This window comes from Calditrichota bacterium, from assembly GCA_013152715.1.
In the GTDB taxonomy this organism is placed as follows: Bacteria; Zhuqueibacterota; Zhuqueibacteria; order Thermofontimicrobiales; family Thermofontimicrobiaceae; genus 4484-87.
Genome location: JAADFU010000035.1, coordinates 1 through 21,988, shown reverse-complemented (window position 1 = coordinate 21,988; position 21,988 = coordinate 1). Strand labels below are relative to the sequence as shown.

Below are 21,988 nucleotides of genomic sequence, written 5' to 3'. Positions count from 1 at the left end.
TGATCGGATTTTTGATATTGGGACTTTTTTCTCAGTCATGGAGTCAAACACCTTCAGCACTGGATATTTTGAAAAAAGTGGATGAAAATTTAACTTCCGAAAGAAAAATAATTCAATCAAAAATGATCGTCCATGGCCGCCGCGGCAGTCGAACGATTGTCGCGAAATCTTACATCGAAGGAACAGAGCGTTCTTTTACGGAATATCTTTCTCCGCCGCGAGAGAGAGGAACGAAAATGCTGAAATTGGGCGATAATTTGTGGACTTACTCCCCGGCAGCGGACCGAATCATTAGAATTTCCGGACACATGCTGCGCCAGTCAGTGATGGGCTCTGACTTGTCTTATGAAGACATGATGGAAGATCCGGTGCTGCATCGAATTTATGAGCCTATAGTGGAAAAAGAAGATACTGTGGCAAATCGAAAATGCTGGGTGCTCTTGCTCAAAGCAAAAAAGAGGGACGTGGCGTATGCAACGCGCCGCCTGTGGGTGGATCAGGAGCGATTTATCCCACTCAAGGAAGAACTTTACGCCAAAAGCGGCAAACTGCTCAAGACTGTGGAAATCAAAGAGGTGATGAAAGTCCAGGGTCAATGGCAGGCAAAAAGGATTATTTTCAAAGATGTCTTGAAGTCAGGGAAAGGCACAGAATTCATCGTTGAAAAGATTGAGTTGAATGCAAAAATTCCTGATTACATTTTTTCTAAGGCGGCGTTGAGAAGATGAATTTTGATTTCTTCTTTAAAGAAAGGAGGTCGGAAATGAAGACTACTATTTTTGGTCTGATTTTCATTTTACTAATCTCTTATTTGATTTGGTGCGATTCAGAATCTCCGAACACTCCCGAACCGACTATGGAAGAAGTTGTCATTTTATCTCATGCTCAAAAAATTGAACAGCTCATCGGAGATTTTGACAGAGAACGTCAAACGCCCACATCAAATTTGACAGGGCAGAGATATGGACTCTATTTTACAGATTTGGGCGTGCCATTCAAACACAAAGATCGGATTTATCTGCTTTTCGGAGATGCCGTGCCCGGCGCTGACGATCCGATTGCTTACACTACCGATAACACCCCTGAAAATGGCATCAATTTAAATTTTCTCCAAAATGATGTCGGCACTTACAGACCTGTTTCCATCCCGGGCATCAGTCTCAAAGATTTTGAAGTGCCGATGGAGGGAGTCAGTGTCAATGACAAAATGTATATTTACGCGACGACAGGTCACACAGCAGATGTTACCATGGGCAGATCTGTAGTAGCGGTATCTGAAGATGATGGCTACAATTTTACTCACTTGTACGATTTTTCTTCGTTGTATTTTATCAATGTTTCAATTGTAAAAACAGACGTTGCAGTCTGGCAGGGCTTTCCTGATTCTGCGGGAACCGGATTGGTTATTTTGGGTTCCGGCGAATACAGAGCCAGTGACGTCAGGCTTGCCTATCAGCCGGCAGACAGCATCGAATTGAGAACCAGTATTTATTTTTTAAAGGGCTTGAATAATGCAAATAAACCGCTTTGGAGCAAAAATGAGGCAGAGGCGGCGCCGATTTTTTATGACCCTGTAGTCGGCGAATTGTCCGTTTCCTACAACACTTTCCTGAAAAAATGGATTTTGCTTTACAACGATAATAAAGGAATAGCATTTAGATATGCGGATTATCCCTGGGGGCCCTGGTCAGAAGCAAAACTCATTTTTGACCCTTGGGAAGACAATGGCTACGGCCATTTCATTCACGTGAGCTGGCAACACGAAAATGTTGACAGCGTTCACGATCCCGGAAGAGAAAACGAATGGGGCGGCGCCTACGGACCTTATCAATTCGAAGATTTAGCTACCGGAGACAGTACCTCCACGACGATTTATTTCACGATGTCCACGTGGAATCCTTATACTGTAGTGTTGATGAAAGCAATTTTAGGGCTGAAAAAAATCCCAGATTATTGAAGTTAGCGTTTTAAAAATATTTTGATTTATTTTTTTGTTGTGTAAACTGAACAAAATTCGCAGGTTTCGAACCATCCAGTAGGCAGGAAAGAACAACGCTGGTTTTTCGCGTGAACTCAATAATTTAAAACCAACCTCATTCCCGGCATTGGCGTCATCGACATGTCGGAAATTTGTCCCAACTCAAATTTCCGATGCCCAACGTACGCGACCATGGCGGCGTTATCGGTGCAAAAAATCGCTTCCGGCATGTAAATTTGTTTGTTTTCATTAGCGGCTATTTTCTGAAATTCATCCCGCAGGAAACTATTTCGCGCCACGCCGCCAGCCAGGACGATTTTATCCATGCCAAATTTTTCCGCCGCTGAAATCGTTTTTTTCACCAGCACGTCCACCAACGCCTTTTGAAAGCTCGCCACTATGTCTGCACGATGGCGCAGTCTATCTTCCTCAGGCAAACTCTTCAAATAATAAAGTACCGCGGTTTTCAACCCGCTGAAGGAAAAATTGTAATTTTTTTCTTTGATTAACGCCCGGGGGAAAGCGACAAAATCCCCATTGCCCTTTTTCGCCATTTCGTCGATGATGGGCCCGCCCGGATATCCCAACTCCATCATTTTCGCCACTTTGTCGAAGGCTTCTCCTGCGGCGTCGTCCAGAGTTTTTCCTAATAGCTGATAATCGCCAAATTCTTTGACCAAAACCAGTTGCGTGTGGCCGCCGGAAACAACGAGAGACAGAAACGGGGGAGAAACATTTTCAGTCAATTCAATGGCAAAAATATGACCTTCGATGTGATTTACGCCAATGAGCGGCGCTCCGTACGAAAATGCCAGCCCCTTGGCAAAATTAATGCCCACCAACAGCGCGCCCATGAGACCCGGACCTTGCGTCACTGCAACAGCGCCAATATCTTCGATGCGACAATTTGCCTGCGCGAATGCCTTCCGAATTACCGGCGTCAAATTTCGAATGTGTTCGCGCGATGCAAGTTCCGGCACCACGCCGCCGAACTCTTCGTGCACTGACTGAGAAGCGACGATGTTGGAGAGCAGATTTTTTCCGTCGTAGATTGCCGCCGATGTTTCATCGCAGGAAGTTTCAATACCTAAAATTTTCATTAGACTCCGATCCGGCAGGTTGATTTTTTTTCATGATGACAATTTTAAAACGCGTCGGATGTACATCTCTGTAGCGAATGCCAGGCGGCGGATCAATATAAGCCAGATGATCTTTCTCGTGCGAATGTTTGACCTTTTCGTAATCGATGTAGGCGCGAACATCAGTTTTTGTCACATTTAAAAGCTGATCCGAGCCCCCCTCGAGCACCAGCGACAAAGTCGAAGGAATGACAATGATCGTATCTCCCGGCGGAACGTTAATGACGCCCACGGGAATTTCCGCAAGCGGCTTCTCCATCAATTTTTGAACATCCGCAATGAGTTTAACTTCCGTCGGGGAAATCGTCACATACTGTCCCTGCGGCGTGAGTAATTTGACTCTTTTCTCCAAATCATGCTTGATTTTGCGGAACTTTTTCTTTTCCGTAAAGATTGAATGAATATTCTGAATTGCCAACACAGGACCACGAATGACTGCGGAGTCCGGCATCAGTTTTACTTTTTCGACAACAGCGTAACCAGGCAAAGTTTCAATCTCGCACTGCGAAATCACCGGAACCGGTTTTTGTGTCAGGCGGTCTAATTTAACGACAATTTTATGCGGATCGACAATATTCAACACCTCGATATTAGACTCGCGTAACATGCGAATACTATTCTTGTCGAGGATGATCTGAGCCGAATCCACCACATTGCCCAAATCGAGATTGTATTCCATGTCGTTGCGCAACCAAAAAGAGAGCAGAGTGCGACCTTTGCCCCAGAGATTCACAGAAATTTGTTCGGGAATACGATTTTGAACGACGCGGTTGTCTCCGAGATTACTGATTCGTAGCGGAATATGGAAGGTATACTTATAATTGTCTTCTGTTTTGACGAAAAACCACACTAACACGGAAAGCAAAAAGACAACTAGTTTATATTTAAAATTAAAAAATATCTTTTCTTTGATTCCCATCATTCTCTCACAAAATTGAAAAAGGGTATCAGGAAGGTCTTTCCCGTTACCCTCTTTATGCTCAAATATCTATGGCAAAATCGAGCAAAATTATTTGTTGGATTGCCCAATCAGTCTGCCCATGCTCACTTCGCCATTGTCAATGCGAATATTAAATCCGCATTCCGGATTTGTGCATACCCACGCCTTGTACATTATCGAGGAACCTTCGCGACCATAATCTGACAATGGAACCAATACTCCGGTAGAACATTTGAGACATTCGGGATACCTTCCTTCCATGGATACTCCTCCCCTCACGGTTTGTGCCTTAACATTACCAATCTGATTAATTTGACCAATTTTTAGGCTGCGGAAAATGCGCTAACTTTTGGTTTTTTCTATCCCCTCACAAGATGCGCCGATTTTTAGCAAACTATTGAAAAAATTTAACATTATTTTACATTAAAGTCAATGCTTTTTTTAAATTTTAATCATTTTTTGATAAAAAAAGACTGAGAAAACTCAGTCTTTTTTATATTTTCATTTCACTGCACATTTGCGTGGGAGGGTCCATTATTAGAGTTAATCATTGGCTCACTTGGAAAATTCAAACGATACTTTTCAATTGAAAATTCGCCGTAATGACGATTGGCGCGAAAAGAGACCTATTCTTTAACCACCCACAATTTTATTTTTATTTCCACTTCGGGGTGAAGTTTTATCGGCACATCGTAGATCCCCAGTGCTTTTATAGGTTCTTCGAGCTTGATTTTCTTGCGATCAACTTCGTAGCCTTTTTCTTTCAGCAAATCCGAAATCTGCTGCGTAGTCACGGAACCGAAAACTTTGTCTTCTTCGCCGACCGTAACCGTCGCTGTGCACGAAACTTTTTCCAATTCTTCCGCTAATTGTTGGGCTGCTTTTTTGCTTCGCGTTACTTTCAACTCTTCCATTTTTTTCTCTGATGCCAATTGTTTCACGGCGGCAGAGTCCGCTTTCAAGGCAATGCCCTGAGGAATCAAGAAATTTCTTGCATAACCGCTTTTTACGGTCACCACATCCCCGGCCTTGCCGAGGTCTTCAAAATCTTTGCGTAAAATTATTTTCATTCTGCTTGCCCTCGTGCGTTAAAAGTTTACTATCTTGTGATTTCAGAAACAAACGGAATCAACGCCAGATGTCGCGCTCGCTTAATTGCTTTTACAAGCTGACGTTGATGTTTGGCGCATGTTCCCGAGGTTCGCCGGGGAATAATTTTTCCCTGTTCCGTGGTAAACCGCACAAGGCGCTTGACCTCTTTAAAATCCACATATTTTATGTCTTCCTCGCAAAAGCGACAGACTCTCTTTTTCTTCATCATGGTTATTTTTGCCCTCACTTTTTATTATTTAATGCGAATGACCAGTTAAAATTGAACATAAGTCGCTAATTTATTGTTTTTAAAAGGCTGACGCCTTAACTCCACTCCAATTTATCCACTCCAATTTAGGAATTAAGCCGTAAGGCTTTTATTATTTTCATTGCTATTTTACTTAAAATTTTCCAACTGGTCATTCATATTATTTAGTTCATGTTACTTTTAAAAAATATCACAACTCCAAATCCTGGTAGCCAAAGTCAAAATCGGTTTCTTCGTTTGTATCGTCCGCATTGTCGGCAGTAGCCTGTTCGGAATTCTCGGAAGAATCGACCTTTAAGTCTTCATTTTCAAACTGACTGTTGTTACTATCGTCAGCGACAAGCTCTACTTCTTCCGACTCCGCAACATCAACATAATCGGTATCAATACTATCGGGCAGCGCTCTTTTGTTCAAAAATTGAATTCTTCGCGCCTTAATTTCGATGACATTGTGGCTCGTTCCATCCGGATTTTTCCAGCTTCTGCTTTGCAATTCGCCATCGACGATCACGGCGCTGCCCTTATTAATGTTTTCGTAGCAGCTTTCTGCCAATTTGTACCACGCTACCACGCCAATGTAGCAAACATTCTCACGCCAATTGCCATTATTGTCCTTAAATTTTCGGTTTGAGGCAATGAAAAAATTTGCCACAGGGGTTCCATTTTTCGTTTTACGAAAAGAAGGATCACACGTCAAGTTGCCAGCAATAATTACATTGTTTATATCTGGCATTTTTAAAATAGCCATTTCCGACGTCCTCTTTCAAATCATTCACACATCGTCATGTTTGCAAAGAACTATTTACGCTGAAGCACGTATTTAATCCTCGCTTTTGGCTGACTCCTCTACCGGCTCGGCCGCAGGCGCGGTTTCTTCGCTTGCCGCTTCTAACTCTGGCTCTGGCTTTATTTCTGGTTCCTTTTCCGAATCTGTTGCCGAGTCTTTATTGTCGGCTTTTGTTCCAACTGGCTGTGCTTTTGCATAATCGTTTTGCGTCATTTTTTGCCGCTCTTTGTGCTCCTGAGCTCTCTTGTTCAAATGCACGGTCAAATAGCGCAAAATATTTTCATCGAGACCGTACTCCCTTTCCAATACCTGGATTGCATTTCCCGGTCCCTGGAAAATAAATTCAACGTAATAGCCGTACTGCCGTTTTTTGATTTCATAAGCTAACCGCTTTTTTCCCCAGCGATCAATTTCAACAATTTGTCCGCCATTATTATTAATAATTCGCTCGACTTTCTCGATAATGGCTTCGATCTCCTCACTTTTCAACAGCGAGTCGATCACGATTACTGATTCGTACGCTTTCAAACTACTGTTACCTCCTATTTTACCAGTTACTTTGAGTTTCCGCAAAAAAATCAAATTTTCAAAACTAACAGCCATGTCCGCTAAAGCAGACATCTCCTGAGTGAATCGTAGCGAGGCGCCTGCACGCCAGGACTCATCCCTGACATTTCAAGAGCGACACTCACTGACAAATAATGATTATTATATTTTGCAGAATCTTTACTAATTACCTGAATAATGGCGCCAACACCAAAGAAATGACGCTCATTAATTTAATTAAAATATTTATCGACGGGCCCACTGTATCTTTCAACGGATCGCCCACAGTATCTCCAATAACCGCCGCCTTGTGCGTTTCAGAACCTTTTCCGCCGAAATTGCCTTCTTCAATATATTTTTTCGCATTGTCCATCGCCCCGCCGGAATTTGCCATTTGAATGCCTAACATCAAACCACTCACCAGGGAGCCGACCAGCATTCCCGCCAATGTCTCTTTTCCAATGAACAATCCGACTAAAACTGGCGCCAAAATTGCAATGGAGCCCGGAATGAGCATGCCCTGGATTGCGCCTTTTGTACTGATGTCTACACAACGCGCGGAGTCCGGCATGGCTTTTCCTTCCATTAAACCGGGGATTTCTTTGAACTGCCGTCTCACTTCCTCTATCATTTTGAAAGCGGATTTACTCACTGCCTTAAACAACAATGAGGAAAAGAAAAAGGGTAACATGCCGCCAATCAACAAACCGATGAGCACTTTTGGATCTTTGATATCAGCGACGCTTATGTCGGCGGATTTCATGTAAGCGACTAACAATCCCATCGCCGCAAAAGCCGCCGATCCGATGGCAAATCCTTTTCCGATAGCGGCGGTTGTGTTTCCCACGGCATCCAAATTATCGGTTATTTCACGAACTGACGGATCCAATTCAGCCATTTCAGCGATTCCGCCGGCGTTATCTGCTATCGGCCCGTAGGAATCGACGGCTACGATCACGCCGGTAGTCGCCAACATGCCAAACGCCGCCAACGCAATGCCATAAATTCCGGCGAAATGATCTGCCAATAAAACAGCGCCGCTCAACACAAGCACAGGCACAACAGTAGAAAGCATTCCTACCGACATTCCGCCAGTTACAGTCAACGCTGGTCCGCTTTGTGATTCTTCTGCTAAAGTTCGCACCGGCTTATAGTTTTTTGAAGTAAAATATTCGCTGGTAAAGCCAACAATGATGCCGGAAACGATACCCGCGATCGTCGCATAAAAAGGTCCCATGAGGCCGAACGATTCGAAACTTGTACCTTGATATTTCACAATCAGATAAGTCGCAATCGCCGTCAGAATAGCGCTGATGTACGTGCCTCCCATCAAAGCGGATTGGGGATCTTTTTTTCCTCGAATGCGCACATAAAACACGCCGATGATAGAGGAAACAATTCCGGCGCTGGCGATGGAAAGAGGCAACGTTTTCAACTGTGGCGCGGCTATTCCTAAAGTGGACGCTATCGCCATCGAAGCAATAATCGACTCCACGTAAGATTCCAACAAATCAGCGCCCAAACCTGCCACATCTCCCACGTTGTCGCCAACGTTATCCGCGATGACCGCCGGATTTCTGGGGTCGTCTTCCGGAATTCCGGCTTCCACTTTGCCGACCAAATCTGCGCCCATGTCGGCGCCTTTGGTGAAAATTCCGCCGCCGCTTCTGGCAAACAACGCTACTAAACTCGCGCCCATGGCATAGCCATTAATAATAACCGGTTCGCCATGAAAAATGATGTAAAAAATGCTCAAACCGAACAATGCAAGGCCGACAACGCTCATTCCCATTACGGCGCCGCCGCTAATGGCAATGCTGAGCGCTCCCTTGACGCCTCCGGTTATCGCGCCCTGAGTTGTGCGCGCATTCGCCTTGGTCGCGATACTCATGCCAATGTATCCCGCCAGAGCTGATACAAAAGCGCCGCCGATAAATGCAACCGATGTTCGCCAACTCAATTCGACCTGGGTAAGATACGGGGCGACTGCGATTAAAATCGCAATAACCGCCACGAACATTGAGACATAAATATATTCCCGTCTCAAAAAGGCTCGCGCCCCTTGCTGGATTAAATGAGATATCTCCGCCATTTTCTGGCTTCCGACATCTTTTCGAAGCACATCAATGCTCAAATAAGCGACAAAACCAAGAGCCAGCAGGCTCGTGATGAGAGAAACGGCTACGCTGTTCAATATCCTTCTCCTTCTTGATTTCGTGATTATTTCAACGCCAGAGATGCGAATAAGTTCAAACTTACTCCCAAACCTCGCTCGCTAATTAAACGCATTCATCGCGCTGAAAATGCCGTTTCTAACCATATAAAATACAGCATCTGCAGCATGATCGAGAATCGCATTTAAGCTTTTTCGCTCTTCTTTTCTAAATGGGGACAGTACATACTCCACAACGTCATCTGGATCCGCTTCCGGTCCGATTCCGATTCTGAGGCGAGGAAATTGATCCGACTGAAGATAGTTAATTATTGATTTCAGACCATTATGCCCGCCGGAACTACCTTTTGCGCGAAAACGCATTTTTCCAAAGGGCAAAGCTAAATCGTCAACAATCACCAATAAATTTGAAAGAACAATTTGATTCGCATTTATGCCATAAGCAACAGCAATGCCGCTGCGATTCATGTACGTCAGCGGCTTCATCAGAATCATCTCTTTTTCTTCAAGTTGAAATCTGGCAACCTCAAAAAACTCGTGTTTTCTAAAATTCAAATTATATTGACGGGCAATATGATCGACAACCATAAAGCCCAGATTGTGCCTTGTCTCGCGATAATTAACGCCGGGATTGCCAAGCCCCGCAATCAAAAAACGTCCTTCTGACATATCACCGAATAATTATTCTTGTTCTTCGGTTTTCTCCTCTTCCTCGCCCTCAGCAACTTCTTCCTCTGCTTCTTCCTCTGCTTCTGGTTCCTTGGAAACAGACGGCGCCATGACGGTCGCCAATGGCTGATCCGGGTCGTTCACAATTGCTGCATTTTCAAGCTGAATATCCGCCACAGAAATCGAATCGCCGATATTCAAATCTGTAACGTCAATTTCCACATGGTCGGGAATATCGAGCGGCAAACACGACACTTCTATTTCATGGCTGTACTGATGCAAAATACCGCCTTGTTCTTTCACGCCAATAGCATCTCCAACGACTTGAATGGGAACGGTTACAGTCACTTTTTCTTTGAGGCGAACGCCCATGATATCCACATGATAAAATTTGTTCGTGACGGGGTCTGATTGCACTTCCTTGATGATTGCTTTCCTTTTTCGCCTGTCGTCAATTTTAATATCAACTAAACCTCCGACCTGCGAAATCACCTTGGCAAGCTCGCGATCACCCACAACTACCGGCACTGTCTTTTCGCCATGAGCGTAAAAAACGCCCGGCACCTTGCCTTCTCTTCTCAAACGTTTCGCGTTTTCCTTCCCTGTCTCACTTCTGGATTGCAGGGATAGCGTAATATCTGTTGTAGTCATTGCTAAACTCCATTTTTTGCTTTTATTAATCAAACAAAATACTTATCGATTCTTCATTGTGAATGCGTTTAATTGCATTAGCGAATAAATTGGCCACGGACAAAATAGTAAAATTGTCCAGTTTTTTCTGCTGAGGCAGAGGAATGGTATCCATCGCCACAAATTCCTTCAGATTTGCCTTCTTCAAATTTTCAATAGCTTCGCCGGAAAGAATGGGATGCGTGCATGCCGTAAAAATATTTTTGGCGCCATTTTTAACTAATTGTTGCGCTGCCTTCAGGATCGTCCCGGCAGTATCCACAATATCGTCGACGATCAAAATATTTTTATTTTCAACAGAACCGATCAAATGCATTACTTCGGCTTCGTTGGGCTTAATCCGTCGTTTGTCGATGATTGCCAGCGGCGCAGACAAACGCTTTGCATACGCGCGCGCCATTTTTACACCGCCAATATCCGGCGATAATACCACAAGATCTTTGATGCGCCGTTTGCGAAAATATTCCGCCAAAATAGGTGACGAATATAAATGATCCAACGGAATATCAAAAAATCCCTGAATCTGCGGAGCGTGCAAATCCATAGTCAAAACACGATCCGCGCCTGCTGTGCGGATGATATTTGCCACCAATTTTGCCGTAATGGCTACCCGCGGTCGGTCTTTTCTGTCCTGTCGCGCATAGCCGAAATAGGGAATGACCGCCGTAATTCGCCGCGCCGAAGATCGCCGCGCCGCGTCCATCATGATTAGCAATTCCATGAAATTGTCCGCCGGCGGGTATGTTGATTGAACTAAAAAGACATCGCACCCACGAATGTTTTCTTCGTATTTTACCGACATCTCACCGTCTTTAAATCGCGTCAACGTTGACTTTCCCACCATCAAATCCAGGTGGCTGGCAATTTTCTCCGCCAAAGTCTGGCTGGCGCTTCCGGCGAAAATTTTCAGCGAATTTCCCATCTCACTTAATCTTTAAGACAAAAATGACGAAAACCTGTCAGAAGCCTCACCCAATCCACTTAGCTGCGTCCTTTTTCTGTGCCAAAACGCTCGCACCCCTCGCTCCATTAGCCGTCAGTTTAATAAAATTGCTGTTGTTCGTTTCGTTGACAATTCTCTATTAGCAGTCCACAATAGTCAATTTAATAGCAATCGAATTGATAATTGCTAATATTCTCACCCTCATTTTTTCTTAAACTGACAGCTAGGCGCTCGCTCCCCATCTGATTTTCGTCATCCACATTTTTAATGACAACTTAAAATGAAAAGCTGGGGCGGGAGGATTCGAACCTCCGAATGCAGGGACCAAAACCCTGTGCCTTGCCTCTTGGCGACGCCCCAATGTACTTTTTTTGCATCTTCAATGATTTTCAGGCTAATCCTGGTCTGATTTTTCTTCTTCTAACTTCTCATTATATTTTTCCAGAATAGCCTTCTCAATAAACTCCCGGAATTCCTTGGTAATCGGATGCGCAATATCCCGAAACGTCCCATCTGGCATTTTCCGGCTGGGCATACTGATAAAAAAACCGTTCGCGCTTTTAATAACTTTCATGCCTCGCACAACAAACTGATCATCAAAAGTAACGTTTACAAAAGCTTTGAGTTTGTCCTCGTTTCGTAGGGTAACGGTAATTTCTGTTATGTCCATCCGTAATTTTCTCCTGTCTAATCAGCAAACTTTTTAAATGAAAATTTAAGCTGAAAACAACGCGACTTCATGCTAATAACCGTGACCGTTATTCTGTTACCCTTTGTTGAAAAATTCAACATCTAATAACAGAAAATACCCACACCCTTCTAAAAAGCTATGCTACCTTTCGCGAACAAGATTATTAACTCACATCGCCCCTCTTGTTATTGATGTTTTTTCCAAGGGTTGAATTAAAAAAGTTTGATAGCGCTGGTCCAAATTCGCCTTAGCATTTTCTGCTGCTGAAAAATCCTTGAATAATCCAAATATCGACGACCCGCTGCCCGACATGCTGGCAAAATATGCTCCCTTTTGATAAAGCAACCGTTTTAGGTTAGCAAGTTCAGGATATTTGTCGAAAACAACTTTTTCCAAATCATTTTGAAAGAACTCTCGATAACGTTCCACATTTTTATAAAGGCTTGCTAATTTAATAATTTTTTTAGTTTTTGTCAAGCTAAAATTAAAGTTTTTATAAACCCAGCTCGTTGAAATCTCTACATTCGGGTAAATTAAAACGCCAAAGAACTTATTGGGTAACTTTATCGGCTGCAACTCGTCGCCAATGCCTTTCGCCAGCGCGGCGCCGCCCAATAAAAAGAAAGGAACGTCGGCGCCAAGCCCGCGGGCTATTTCACGCTGTCTGGCATCCGACAAAGTCAATTGAAAAAGTTTATTTGTTCCGACAATCATCGCTGCCGCGTCACTGCTCCCGCCTCCGAGTCCGGCGCCGATCGGCACATTTTTCCGGATGACGATTTTCACCCCAAAATTCAATCCCGCCGCCTCACGCAGATTTTCAACGGCGCGGTAGCAGATATTTCTCTCGCCGGTCGGCACTGATGGGTGTTCGGTCTCAATCAATGTTTGGCCCGGGCGTGCCGCTTGCAAAATGATTTCATCGAAAAGATCAATTTGCTGAAAAATTGTCTCTATCTCATGGTATCCGTCCGGGCGCCGCGAGGTGACTGACAACCCGATATTTATCTTGGCGTATGCTTTTAACGCTAATTTTTCCATGAGAAATAAAAACTCCACCAAAGTGGAGTGAGTTCCCTAAAAGTCCTTTCCTCGTTTCAATGGTGGCAATTTAGTGATTTTTTCTTTCCCAGTCAAGATTTTTTTTGTATCTGCCATGTTTTTTATTGCATTAACTCAGAGAATTTTGTATCTTTTAAAATCATTTCAAATACAGGAGTCGATCCGATTACATGGGGACATATTATTTCATTTCCGATATTCACGTTGGCGCCGCGTTCGACCAAAGATTGGGCCGGCGATACGAAAGACTGATTTCATTCTTCAATTCCATCAAAAAAGAAGGCAACGAGCTTTTCATCGTCGGAGACTTGTTCGATTTCTGGTTTGAGTACAAACACGCGGTTCCTGCTCAGTTCTATTTTATTCTCTTTGAAATTTCCAAATTGATCGAAGCTGGCGTTCGCGTTCATTTTCAGCCGGGAAATCATGACTGCTGGCACCGCGATTTCATGTCCCGGGAGTTGCACATGCAAATTCATGGTGAAATTTACACGCCAACTCTCTTTGGGAAAAAATTTTATTTATTTCACGGCGACGGGGTCCTGAAAAAAGACAAAGGGTACCGGCTGCTGAAAAAAGTAGTTCGTCATCCCCTGAATATTTTTCTCTACCGCTGGACGCACCCCGACATCGGAATCCCTTTTGCCAAATTTATGTCCCGAAGCAGCCGCGAATACACGACAAACAAATTCTTCGATTACACTGACGAGTACATTCAATTCGCAAAAGACAAATTTGACGCCGGTTTTGATGTCGTCATCCTTGGCCACTCGCACAATCCGCTGATGGAAAAAATAAACGGCTCTGTTTTCATCAATCTCGGCGACTGGATTCATCATTTCTCCTATGCGCAATTTGACGAACAAAATGAAATTCAACTTAAATTTTGGAACAGTTGATTCGCTTTTTTCGTTTTAAAAGTAATGCTCAGTCCTCGCCGAATTTCAAGCTAATGTCAGGATATGAGAACAACTTGTATTTTTAGCAATTATGAGCATTTTGCTCTTAACAAAATGTTTTGGGCGTTATTTATTAATATGAATGACCAGTTGGAAAATTTTAAGTAAAATAGCAATGAAAATAATAAAAGCCTTACGGCTTAATTTTCCTAAATTGGAGTGGAGTTAAGGCGTCAGCCTTTTAAAAACAATAAATTAGCGACTTATGTTCAATTTTAACTGGTCATTCGCATTATTAGTCTTCAAAACCAGTCAGACAAACAATTGGGTTGTTTATGAAAAGGACTATTCGTCAACAAAATAATTATTCCCGCGACGTTTCTTCAAATCGTTTTTGGGCTAAGTTAAAACTGCCGCTGGCGGTTTTAACTATTTTGCTAATTTTCGGCGTGCTTTTCTTTATTTATTTGACGCGGGACTTGCCTTCTCTCGCCAAGCTGGAACGCTATGAACCGGAATTGGCGACAAAAATTTATTCTCGCGACGGTGTCGTCATCAAAGAGCTTTTCACCAAAAAGCGTATCTTAAAACCGCTCGGCGAAATGCCGCGAAATTTGATTCTCGCAGTTCTGGACACAGAAGACAGAGATTTTTACAATCATTGGGGATTGAATTTTAAGCGAATGGCCAAAGCGATAATGATTGACGTTGTCCATTTCAAATTTAAGCAGGGAGCAAGTACCTTAACCCAACAGTTGGCTCGCCAGCTCTATTTGAATTTACAAAAGACTATCGTCCGAAAGTTGCGCGAAATTATCACCGCCATCCAGATTGAGCGCACTTACACCAAAGATGAAATATTGGAAATGTATCTGAATCACATGTATTTCGGAAATGGTGCTTACGGCGCCGAGGCCGCCGCGCAAAAGTATTTCGACAAAAGCGCGAAAGATTTGACCCTTCCGGAATGCGCCATGTTAGCAGGAATCCTGCAGCGCCCGACGGCGTATTCTCCTTACCGAAATCCCGAGCTCGTCATTTCCCGACGGAATGTGGTTTTGTTCAACATGTTTAGCGAAGGTCACATCAGCCGGCAGGAATATGAACAAGCCAAAGCGATGCCGCTGAACGTTCGGGCAATCTCCGAGAAAGAAGATGTTGGAATCGCCCCGTATTTTACAGAATTCATCAGACAGAAATTGCAAAAAGAATATCAAATGGACCTTTACACGGCAGGGCTCAGCGTTTACACGACGCTGGACACGCGCTTGCAGGCATGCGCTGAGCGAGCCGTTTCCGTGCATCTGAAAAAATTGCAGTCAAATTTCAACAAACGGCTCATCGCCACCGGCAAAATTCGACGTATTCTGCCGGATTCGCTGACTAAAAAATTTTCGTTGCGGCAATTAAAGAAAAAATTTCCCGCGTTGCTGGATTCAATTGCTACGAAAAATTTCACCATTCAAGTTGCCTTCATCGCCATGGATCCGACTGACGGTTCCATTCTTGCTATGATCGGCGGCAGGGATTTCAGAGAATCCAAATACAATCGAGCCGTGCAAATGCGCACCAGACAACCCGGATCCACGTTTAAACCCATTGTCTACACCGCCGCTATTGACAATGGCTATTCGCCGTCTTTTGAACTATTGAACCAGCCGGTAGTGCTTTATCTGCCCAACGGAGATCGTTGGGCGCCGCACAACTACGACCATTCGCAGGGAGGACCGACTACGTTACGGCAAGCGTTAAAAAGATCGCTAAATCTGGTCACGGCGCGATTGGTGCAGGAAGTTGTGCCTCCCAAAACCATCATTGATTATGCTCGCAAACTTGGCTTAACTACGGAACTGCCGGAAGTCGACGCTTTGGCCCTCGGTTCCGGCTCTGTTTCTCCCATTGAAATGACAACCGCTTTCGGCGTCTTTGCCAACCAAGGCATTCTTGCCAAACCGATGTACATCGCGCAAATAATCGATAAATCCGGAAATATTATCAAAGACAATCAGCCTGAAATCCGAGAAGTCTTGCGCAGGGAAACCGCCTATATCATGGCAGACATGTTGCAAGGCATTCTCAGCCCGGGCGGGACCGGTTATTCCGCGCGCTCGGTTTACGGCTTTCAATATCCTGCTGGCGGAAAAACAGGCACAACCAACGACTTTACTGACGCCTGGTTCATCGGATTTACCAGACAAATCGTCGCCGGCGTCTGGGTGGGTTTTGACGATCCGGCAAAAAGTTTGGGCAACGGACAGGCGGGATCAGTGGTCGCTCTGCCTATTTGGGCGAGATTTATGAAAGCCGCACACGACACGCTAAAATTACCGCCGCTTCCGTTTGAAATGCCGCCGGGCGTTGTCCGCGTTGACATTTGCAAAGAAACTAAAAAATTAGCGACCGAATTTTGCCCGGAAGTTGTTTCCGAAATATTCAAAAGGGAAAACGCACCAACGCAAAAATGCGACAAACACACCGCACTCAATCGCCGCAGAACGACAAACAAGAAAGCGAGAAAACGTTTTTAAACTCGGATTATCTAAAATGTCCGGAATGTCACGCCCCTCCAACGCGGTCAGCTATGTGAACGCTCCGGAGAGGGAGGATTAATCCGCCCATCGCAGAGAACAACTCGAGCGGACAGTACTTTTTACTTTAACAAAAAGAAAAGCCCCTTCCCGCTCAGCGGCCATCAATTTCATCCGTGACCCCATCGCGGCAAGGCGACACACCGACGGATGAATTTTAAATTAGCGCGGTAGCTTTGTTTGTAATTCCGGAACAGATTCAGAGGAAACGTATTGCAAAATCATCTTCTTTGGCGGAAATTCTTTTGCCTTTTCTCTGACTGTGATGGCTTCATTCATTCTTTCTTTCAGGACTTCTTCGTTCAGCGCTTTTGAAAAAAATAATTCAGCGATCGGTTCGTTCTTCTCCACTTCATCGCCTTCCTTTTTGAAAAATAAGATGCCCGCCCCGTGATCAATGCGGTCGCTCATTTTGCTTCTACCCGCGCCTAACTCGTTCGCCAGTACGCCGATTTTAAACGAGTCAATTTCTTCGACCATTCCCTTTCTGGCACTGGAAAAAATGAAACGATGCCTTGTCTGCGGATATTTTTCCGGGTTTTCGACGACCGAGACGTCGCCGCCCTGATATTCGACCAATTCCACAAATTTTTCATACGGTTTTCCGCTTTGGAGCAACTCAAGCAAGCGCGTTTTCGCGCTCTCCGGGTTGTCGTCTATTTTGGCGTGAAGCAACATTTCCGCGCTCAGCGTCAGCGTAACTTCCAGCAAATCAGGCGGCCCTTCTCCCTTGAGAGTTTCGATCGCCTCTCTGGTCTCAAGCCAATTGCCGACCGCGTAGCCAAGCGGCTGATCCATTGCCGTTAAAAACGCCGTAGTCTGAACGCCAAAGCGCTCGCCGATGGCAATCAAATGTTCCGCTAAGGCAAGACTTTTTTTCTGAGTCTTCAGAAAGGCGCCTTTTCCCGTCTTTACATCCAAGACCAGACCCTTGGCGCCTTCGGCGATCTTCTTGCTCATGATACTGGCGACAATAAGCGGCAAAGAAGGCACAGTTCCGGTGCTGTCTCGCAAAGCGTAGATTTTCCTGTCCGCTGGCACAATTTCATCGGTCTGGCCGATCATGGCAACGGAAATATCCTCCAACTCCCGCACAAATTCTTCCAGAGACAAAGCGGTGCGAAAGCCCGGAATGGCTTCCAACTTATCCAACGTGCCGCCCGAATGGCCAAGTCCGCGACCTGACATCATCGGCACGGCGACGCCTGCCGCCGCCACTAATGGCGCCAAAATGAGCGAAACTTTGTCGCCGACTCCGCCGGTGCTGTGTTTGTCGACCGGGAAATTATGCAAGGTATCAAGCGTTAGTCTTTTTCCTGAATTGAGCATGGCGTCAGTAAGCCAAAAAATTTCATCAAAAGACATACCTTGAAAAAAAATCGCCATCAACAGCGCGGCGATTTGATAGTCCGGGATATCTCCGGCGACAAAATTTTCAATCAGGTAATTGATCTCTTCTCTGCTAAAGCGCTCCCCAGTTCTTTTCTTTTCAATTAATAATTTTGCGTTCATTCGTTCCTCAAAAGCTATTCTTTGATTTCATTAATAATCTGCACGCTCGCGCTGGCGCCGATTCTGCTGGCACCAGCATTTACCATTTCCAGCGCCGTCCGAAAAGTGCGAATTCCGCCGGCGGCTTTCACGCCCAGGGAGTCGCCGACAACGCTACGCATCAAGGCCACATCTTCGGCGGTGGCGCCGGCCTTGTTGAATCCTGTCGAAGTTTTCACAAAATGAGCGCCGGCCCTTTGCGCGATCTCGCAAGCGCGAATTTTTTCTTCTCGCGTCAGCAGACAGGTCTCAATAATTACTTTCACATGCGCCCGATTTTTCGCCGCGGTTACAACTTGCCGGATGTCATTTTCTACGTAGGCATCATCCCCCTCTTTCAATTTTCCCACGGCAATGACCATGTCAATTTCTTCGGCGCCGTTCTTGATGGCATCTTCCGCCTCGCGAACTTTTGTCGCGACGCTGTTTGCGCCCAACGGGAATCCGACCACAGCGCAGACTTTTACTCGAGAATTTTTCATTTTCTCCGCACAGAAAGGAACAAACAAGGAATTCACGCAAACAGAAGCAAAACCGAATTGCAAAGCTTCATCACACAATTTTTTAATATCCGCTGTTGTGGACTCCGGCTTCAAATTAGTATGATCGATCAACCGAGCTAATTCCTTTTTTGTCATGAATTCTCCTTTATTTTGAACAACATTCTTTTGAAACTTTAAAGCGGCCGATTTCTGATCATTACACCGCTTGATAATATCGCTGATATTTAAATAGTGACAGCAAGTTTCAGAACAAAAATAAAAACTCCGCCTGCTTTATGCCAAACATAGCGTCACAGGCGGAGAAATTTCGTTCAAAAATCACTTGCTTTTTTTAATGACGTCCTCGACTTCGTGGATAAAACGATAACCCAGCGCTTCCGCTTCTTCTTTGGTTTTCGCCTCGGAATAAATGCGAATGATGGGTTCCGTGTTAGACGGCCTGATGTGCACCCAACTATCCTCCCACAGTATTTTTAAACCGTCAATTTTATCAATTTGTTCATTTTTGTATCGTTTTTCGATTTCTTTCAGAATCTGCGCGACATTGTGATCTTTGATTTCGATACGATTTTTCGCCTGAAAATACTGAGGCAATGAACCGTGCAACTCGGACGCCTTCATTCGCGTCATTGCTAACTGCTGCAAAGTCAGCGCAATCGCCAGCGGCGCGTCTCGTCCCAGATGCAATTCCGGCAAAATTACACCGCCATTTCCTTCTCCTCCGATGGCGGCTTTCACTTTTTTCATCTTTTTCGCAACGTAAATTTCGCCGACTTTGGTGCGATACACTTCAGTATTATATTTCGCCGCGACAACATCAACAGCCCTGGAAACCGATGCATTCACGACAACAGGACCGTCATTTTTGGAAAGCACATAATTTGCCGCTGAAACCAGAGAATATTCCTCGCCAAAAGGTTCGCCCTTTTCTGAAACAATCGCCAGCCGATCCACATCCGGATCCACGGCAAAACCGACATCCGCTTTTTCCACTTTAACGCGCTCGCACAGTTCAGTGATATTTTCCGGCAACGGCTCCGGCGCGCGAGGAAACAAGCCAGTGGGCTCTTCATTTATAAAAATCACTTCGCAGCCTAACTCATGCAGCAGAGCGGGCAAGATAGTGCCGCCAGCGCCATTCACACAGTCCACGACAAGCTTAAATTTTCGCCGCGCGATTTCGTCGACGTCAATCAGCCTCAGTTTCAAAATGGCTTTAATGTGATCCTGAATCGCATTCTCGTAAACTTCCGGCTTGCCGATTTGATCCCATCCTACGCTGCGATAACCGTTTTTCTCCACAACAGCAATCACCTTTTTGCCTTGTGATTCGTCCAAAAACATGCCGCTGGAATCAATCAACTTCAGCGCATTCCATTCAATGGGATTGTGGCTCGCAGTAATGGCAATTCCGCCATGCGCCTTCAGCTTTTTTACCGCCATTTGCACGGTCGGCGTGGGACAAACGCCAATATCAATCACATCGACTCCTGAAGCCATTAAGCCGGAAAAAACGGCGTGTTTAACCATTGGGCCTGTGACGCGGGAATCTCTGCCAACAACTACTTTGCCGCCGCCAATATACGTGCCAAACGCCTGGGCAAAATTCACTGACATCTGCGGCGTCAAACCATCTCCTACAATCCCGCGTATTCCGGAAATACTAATCATCAATTTGGCCACTGCGACCTCCGTTACCAATTAGTGCGAATATTCATTAAAATGAATAACTTCATCCAATTTTCTTTTAGGCACATGCAAAACGCCTCGCTCATCCTTCCAATATCTTATGGAATCTACCGCGTCCTCTACCTCGGGCGACTCGTCCGGATACCCCAGCGCGAGCACAGAGTCTATCTTAAAATTTTTCGGGATTCGCAAAACCTGAGCCAGCGCTTCGCGATCCACAGAACCCAACCAACAACTGCCGATTCCTTCGTCCAAAGCCACAAGAATCATATTTTCAATGGCAGCCGCGGCATCGACTTCACCGTTTTTTTTCTTAATTTTTCTGTTGACCAAAACAACAATGTAAGCGACGGGGCGTTTATCTTGCGGGGGATCGCCGGCCGGCGCAATGTAAGCAGCCCACTTAAGCGTAGCAAAAACTTTGCCTGAAAGCGACTTGTCGTCAACCACCACAAATTCGAGCGGCTGCAAATTCGCGCCCGAAGGCGCCAATCTGCCGGCATTGACCAATTTAGCTAAAATTTCTCTGGACAACGGTTTTTGCAGAAAGCGCCGAATGCTTCTTCTTTTTAACGTCAAGTCGTAAACTCTCATACTCTGCAATGCCTCCCTTCACTCAGATTCCGCATCGCCTCATTTTTGCATATCCATTTTGTGAACAATATCCTTGCCGGCAGCAATTAGTCAAAACGGCGACAAAGTGAAAAGATGTGGCTCTTTCTCTACGCCGCAGAAAATTTCCGCCGCTAAACGAGATGATATTTTTGATTTAATTACCACAAAAGAAAAAAGGTATCTCAACAACGCAAAATACCTTTCCATAAACTACGAATATAATCAATTAATTATAAAGATGCAACAAGAATATCCCGCTCCTGACACGAATGCCCACAAGGCTGTTCAGCAAATAAATTTCGTTAACATGATTCAGGGCGCGGCAAATTCAGCACTCGCCATAGACGATGATCCACATTGGCAGGGACGTCAGATTGGTTGTAATCCTTGTACAAATAGACTACCTTTCGAACGGAATCCACTTGTGCGCAGCATTTAGGACATTCGTCAAGATGCTGCATAATTTCTTTACATAAGGGACTATTAATGTTTTCCGACAAGAGATCGCAAATTTGCTGTATTGTTGTCAAACAATCCATATTTTTTCGGCTCCGCTAGTTCCAATGTTCAGCCAATTTATTTCTGAGCACAATTCGCGCCCGATGCAAATTCGATTTCACCGCTGGCAATGAAATATCTAAAATGTCGGCAATTTCTTTCAATGCCAGACCTTCAATGTCCTTGAGCACAAACGCGGCGCGATAATTCTCTGGCAATTCCGCTATTGCTCTGTCCATTTTTTCTTTAAGTTCCTGGTTGATCAAACTATCCAAAGGATCCTTTTCCAAAGAACGAATGAAAGCAGAATAGTCTCGATTTTCATTTTCAATATTTTCATCAAACGATTGCCGGTGACGTTTTTTGGACCTGAGCCGCATCAACGCCTGATTGGTGGCAATGCGGTAAATCCACGTCGAAAGCTGTGACTGCTCCTTGAAATTTGGCAACGCTTGAATGACTTTGAGAAAGGTTTCCTGCAAAACTCCCTCTGCCAAATCCTGATCACCCAACAAACGAAGCGATAAGTTATAGACCATGCGCTCATATTTGACCACAATCTGCGCCTGTGCCTGGCGATCGCCCTGCTTCGCCCTTTTTATCAATTCCTTCTCTGAAATATCCATATATGCAAATTCCCAGATTCCTGTTTTTTCCCAAGTCAAAA

At 44.8% G+C, this 21,988-nt stretch carries 23 protein-coding genes and 1 tRNA gene; 5 read left to right on the top strand and 19 right to left on the bottom strand.

Features of this window, described 5'->3' with window-relative positions; all coding sequences use genetic code 11:
- The first annotated feature begins 2 nt into the window (after positions 1 to 2).
- Together GXO74_03160 and GXO74_03155 are read left to right on the top strand one after the other, a co-directional pair.
- On the top strand, positions 3 to 728 hold the full coding sequence (locus GXO74_03160; GenBank protein NOZ60658.1) for an outer membrane lipoprotein-sorting protein: 726 nt from the start codon (positions 3 to 5) through the stop codon (positions 726 to 728).
- 35 nt (positions 729 to 763) lie between these two features.
- The gene (locus GXO74_03155; protein ID NOZ60657.1) at positions 764 to 1,957 is read left to right on the top strand and encodes a DUF4185 domain-containing protein; all 1,194 of its coding nucleotides are present in this window, start codon (positions 764 to 766) and stop codon (positions 1,955 to 1,957) included.
- Positions 1,958 to 2,073: 116 nt separating this feature from the next.
- Here GXO74_03155 and tsaD read toward each other — a convergent pair whose 3' ends face one another.
- From tsaD to ispE, 14 genes are all read right to left on the bottom strand, one after another.
- Positions 2,074 to 3,078: a tRNA (adenosine(37)-N6)-threonylcarbamoyltransferase complex transferase subunit TsaD gene (gene tsaD / locus GXO74_03150; GenBank protein ID NOZ60656.1), complete on the bottom strand. Its 1,005-nt coding sequence runs from the start codon at positions 3,076 to 3,078 to the stop codon at positions 2,074 to 2,076.
- Positions 3,059 to 4,039: a hypothetical protein gene (locus tag GXO74_03145; protein ID NOZ60655.1), complete on the bottom strand. Its 981-nt coding sequence runs from the start codon at positions 4,037 to 4,039 to the stop codon at positions 3,059 to 3,061. Before GXO74_03145 ends, tsaD begins: the two co-directional genes overlap by 20 nt.
- Before the next feature lie 87 nt (positions 4,040 to 4,126).
- Positions 4,127 to 4,318 carry a hypothetical protein gene (locus tag GXO74_03140; protein ID NOZ60654.1) on the bottom strand — a complete coding sequence of 64 codons (192 nt, stop codon included), beginning with the start codon at positions 4,316 to 4,318 and terminating at the stop codon, positions 4,127 to 4,129.
- A 365-nt stretch (positions 4,319 to 4,683) separates the two neighbouring features.
- Positions 4,684 to 5,127 (bottom strand): 50S ribosomal protein L9, encoded by a 444-nt coding sequence (locus tag GXO74_03135; GenBank protein ID NOZ60653.1) that lies wholly within the window; start codon positions 5,125 to 5,127, stop codon positions 4,684 to 4,686.
- 29 nt (positions 5,128 to 5,156) lie between these two features.
- Positions 5,157 to 5,375: a 30S ribosomal protein S18 gene (rpsR, locus tag GXO74_03130; GenBank protein NOZ60652.1), complete on the bottom strand. Its 219-nt coding sequence runs from the start codon at positions 5,373 to 5,375 to the stop codon at positions 5,157 to 5,159.
- Between the two features lie 232 nt (positions 5,376 to 5,607).
- A complete protein-coding gene (locus tag GXO74_03125; GenBank protein NOZ60651.1) occupies positions 5,608 to 6,165 on the bottom strand; it encodes a single-stranded DNA-binding protein in 558 nt (185 codons plus the stop codon).
- Positions 6,166 to 6,237: 72 nt separating this feature from the next.
- Positions 6,238 to 6,732: a 30S ribosomal protein S6 gene (gene rpsF / locus GXO74_03120; protein ID NOZ60650.1), complete on the bottom strand. Its 495-nt coding sequence runs from the start codon at positions 6,730 to 6,732 to the stop codon at positions 6,238 to 6,240.
- Positions 6,733 to 6,937: 205 nt separating this feature from the next.
- Positions 6,938 to 8,947: a sodium-translocating pyrophosphatase gene (locus tag GXO74_03115; GenBank protein NOZ60649.1), complete on the bottom strand. Its 2,010-nt coding sequence runs from the start codon at positions 8,945 to 8,947 to the stop codon at positions 6,938 to 6,940.
- 78 nt (positions 8,948 to 9,025) lie between these two features.
- Complete coding sequence (locus GXO74_03110; GenBank protein NOZ60648.1) at positions 9,026 to 9,574, bottom strand: aminoacyl-tRNA hydrolase; 549 nt, start codon at positions 9,572 to 9,574, stop codon at positions 9,026 to 9,028.
- Between the two features lie 30 nt (positions 9,575 to 9,604).
- The gene (locus GXO74_03105) at positions 9,605 to 10,243 is read right to left on the bottom strand and encodes a 50S ribosomal protein L25 (GenBank protein NOZ60647.1); all 639 of its coding nucleotides are present in this window, start codon (positions 10,241 to 10,243) and stop codon (positions 9,605 to 9,607) included.
- Between the two features lie 25 nt (positions 10,244 to 10,268).
- Positions 10,269 to 11,204, bottom strand: coding sequence for a ribose-phosphate pyrophosphokinase (locus GXO74_03100; protein ID NOZ60646.1), 936 nt, complete (start codon positions 11,202 to 11,204; stop codon positions 10,269 to 10,271).
- A 309-nt stretch (positions 11,205 to 11,513) separates the two neighbouring features.
- Positions 11,514 to 11,585: transfer RNA gene (locus GXO74_03095), tRNA-Gln, on the bottom strand.
- Positions 11,586 to 11,619: 34 nt separating this feature from the next.
- Positions 11,620 to 11,895, bottom strand: a complete 276-nt coding sequence (locus GXO74_03090; GenBank protein NOZ60645.1) for a septation protein SpoVG — start codon at positions 11,893 to 11,895, stop codon at positions 11,620 to 11,622.
- Positions 11,896 to 12,084: 189 nt separating this feature from the next.
- Complete coding sequence (gene ispE, locus GXO74_03085; protein ID NOZ60644.1) at positions 12,085 to 12,957, bottom strand: 4-(cytidine 5'-diphospho)-2-C-methyl-D-erythritol kinase; 873 nt, start codon at positions 12,955 to 12,957, stop codon at positions 12,085 to 12,087.
- A gap of 191 nt (positions 12,958 to 13,148) precedes the next feature.
- Between ispE and GXO74_03080 the strand changes: the two genes are divergently transcribed.
- Together GXO74_03080 and GXO74_03075 are read left to right on the top strand one after the other, a co-directional pair.
- Positions 13,149 to 13,877 carry a UDP-2,3-diacylglucosamine diphosphatase gene (locus GXO74_03080; protein ID NOZ60643.1) on the top strand — a complete coding sequence of 243 codons (729 nt, stop codon included), beginning with the start codon at positions 13,149 to 13,151 and terminating at the stop codon, positions 13,875 to 13,877.
- A gap of 335 nt (positions 13,878 to 14,212) precedes the next feature.
- The gene (locus GXO74_03075; GenBank protein NOZ60642.1) at positions 14,213 to 16,405 is read left to right on the top strand and encodes a PBP1A family penicillin-binding protein; all 2,193 of its coding nucleotides are present in this window, start codon (positions 14,213 to 14,215) and stop codon (positions 16,403 to 16,405) included.
- A 222-nt stretch (positions 16,406 to 16,627) separates the two neighbouring features.
- Here GXO74_03075 and GXO74_03070 read toward each other — a convergent pair whose 3' ends face one another.
- The 4 genes from GXO74_03070 to GXO74_03055 all read right to left on the bottom strand — a co-directional run bounded on the left by GXO74_03070 (position 16,628) and on the right by GXO74_03055 (position 20,802).
- Complete coding sequence (locus tag GXO74_03070; GenBank protein ID NOZ60641.1) at positions 16,628 to 17,977, bottom strand: thymidine phosphorylase; 1,350 nt, start codon at positions 17,975 to 17,977, stop codon at positions 16,628 to 16,630.
- A 14-nt stretch (positions 17,978 to 17,991) separates the two neighbouring features.
- Positions 17,992 to 18,654: a deoxyribose-phosphate aldolase gene (gene deoC, locus GXO74_03065; protein NOZ60640.1), complete on the bottom strand. Its 663-nt coding sequence runs from the start codon at positions 18,652 to 18,654 to the stop codon at positions 17,992 to 17,994.
- A gap of 183 nt (positions 18,655 to 18,837) precedes the next feature.
- Positions 18,838 to 20,190, bottom strand: coding sequence for a phosphoglucosamine mutase (gene glmM, locus GXO74_03060; protein NOZ60639.1), 1,353 nt, complete (start codon positions 20,188 to 20,190; stop codon positions 18,838 to 18,840).
- Between the two features lie 30 nt (positions 20,191 to 20,220).
- Positions 20,221 to 20,802, bottom strand: a complete 582-nt coding sequence (locus tag GXO74_03055) for a nitroreductase (protein ID NOZ60638.1) — start codon at positions 20,800 to 20,802, stop codon at positions 20,221 to 20,223.
- A 73-nt stretch (positions 20,803 to 20,875) separates the two neighbouring features.
- Between GXO74_03055 and GXO74_03050 the strand changes: the two genes are divergently transcribed.
- Positions 20,876 to 21,262, top strand: coding sequence for a hypothetical protein (locus GXO74_03050; GenBank protein NOZ60637.1), 387 nt, complete (start codon positions 20,876 to 20,878; stop codon positions 21,260 to 21,262).
- Between the two features lie 115 nt (positions 21,263 to 21,377).
- Here the strand turns inward: GXO74_03050 and GXO74_03045 are convergent, their stop codons facing one another.
- Positions 21,378 to 21,947 carry a sigma-70 family RNA polymerase sigma factor gene (locus tag GXO74_03045; GenBank protein ID NOZ60636.1) on the bottom strand — a complete coding sequence of 190 codons (570 nt, stop codon included), beginning with the start codon at positions 21,945 to 21,947 and terminating at the stop codon, positions 21,378 to 21,380.
- Between the last annotated feature and the right edge of the window lie 41 nt (positions 21,948 to 21,988).

What these genes read in the sequence shown, in the direction of transcription:
- GXO74_03135 (NOZ60653.1), bottom strand. Translation starts at nt 5,127, where the DNA reads ATGAAAATAATTTTACGCAAAGATTTTGAAGACCTCGGCAAGGCCGGG.
- GXO74_03100 (NOZ60646.1), bottom strand. Translation starts at nt 11,204, where the DNA reads ATGGGAAATTCGCTGAAAATTTTCGCCGGAAGCGCCAGCCAGACTTTG.
- GXO74_03045 (NOZ60636.1), bottom strand. Translation starts at nt 21,947, where the DNA reads ATGGATATTTCAGAGAAGGAATTGATAAAAAGGGCGAAGCAGGGCGAT.
- glmM (NOZ60639.1), bottom strand. Translation starts at nt 20,190, where the DNA reads ATGATTAGTATTTCCGGAATACGCGGGATTGTAGGAGATGGTTTGACG.
- rpsR (NOZ60652.1), bottom strand. Translation starts at nt 5,375, where the DNA reads ATGAAGAAAAAGAGAGTCTGTCGCTTTTGCGAGGAAGACATAAAATAT.
- GXO74_03080 (NOZ60643.1), top strand. Translation starts at nt 13,149, where the DNA reads ATGGGGACATATTATTTCATTTCCGATATTCACGTTGGCGCCGCGTTC.
- GXO74_03075 (NOZ60642.1), top strand. Translation starts at nt 14,213, where the DNA reads ATGAAAAGGACTATTCGTCAACAAAATAATTATTCCCGCGACGTTTCT.
- deoC (NOZ60640.1), bottom strand. Translation starts at nt 18,654, where the DNA reads ATGACAAAAAAGGAATTAGCTCGGTTGATCGATCATACTAATTTGAAG.
- GXO74_03070 (NOZ60641.1), bottom strand. Translation starts at nt 17,977, where the DNA reads ATGAACGCAAAATTATTAATTGAAAAGAAAAGAACTGGGGAGCGCTTT.
- GXO74_03140 (NOZ60654.1), bottom strand. Translation starts at nt 4,318, where the DNA reads ATGGAAGGAAGGTATCCCGAATGTCTCAAATGTTCTACCGGAGTATTG.
- GXO74_03090 (NOZ60645.1), bottom strand. Translation starts at nt 11,895, where the DNA reads ATGGACATAACAGAAATTACCGTTACCCTACGAAACGAGGACAAACTC.
- ispE (NOZ60644.1), bottom strand. Translation starts at nt 12,957, where the DNA reads ATGGAAAAATTAGCGTTAAAAGCATACGCCAAGATAAATATCGGGTTG.
- GXO74_03125 (NOZ60651.1), bottom strand. Translation starts at nt 6,165, where the DNA reads ATGGCTATTTTAAAAATGCCAGATATAAACAATGTAATTATTGCTGGC.
- GXO74_03145 (NOZ60655.1), bottom strand. Translation starts at nt 4,039, where the DNA reads ATGATGGGAATCAAAGAAAAGATATTTTTTAATTTTAAATATAAACTA.
- GXO74_03105 (NOZ60647.1), bottom strand. Translation starts at nt 10,243, where the DNA reads ATGACTACAACAGATATTACGCTATCCCTGCAATCCAGAAGTGAGACA.
- GXO74_03055 (NOZ60638.1), bottom strand. Translation starts at nt 20,802, where the DNA reads ATGAGAGTTTACGACTTGACGTTAAAAAGAAGAAGCATTCGGCGCTTT.
- tsaD (NOZ60656.1), bottom strand. Translation starts at nt 3,078, where the DNA reads ATGAAAATTTTAGGTATTGAAACTTCCTGCGATGAAACATCGGCGGCA.
- GXO74_03155 (NOZ60657.1), top strand. Translation starts at nt 764, where the DNA reads ATGAAGACTACTATTTTTGGTCTGATTTTCATTTTACTAATCTCTTAT.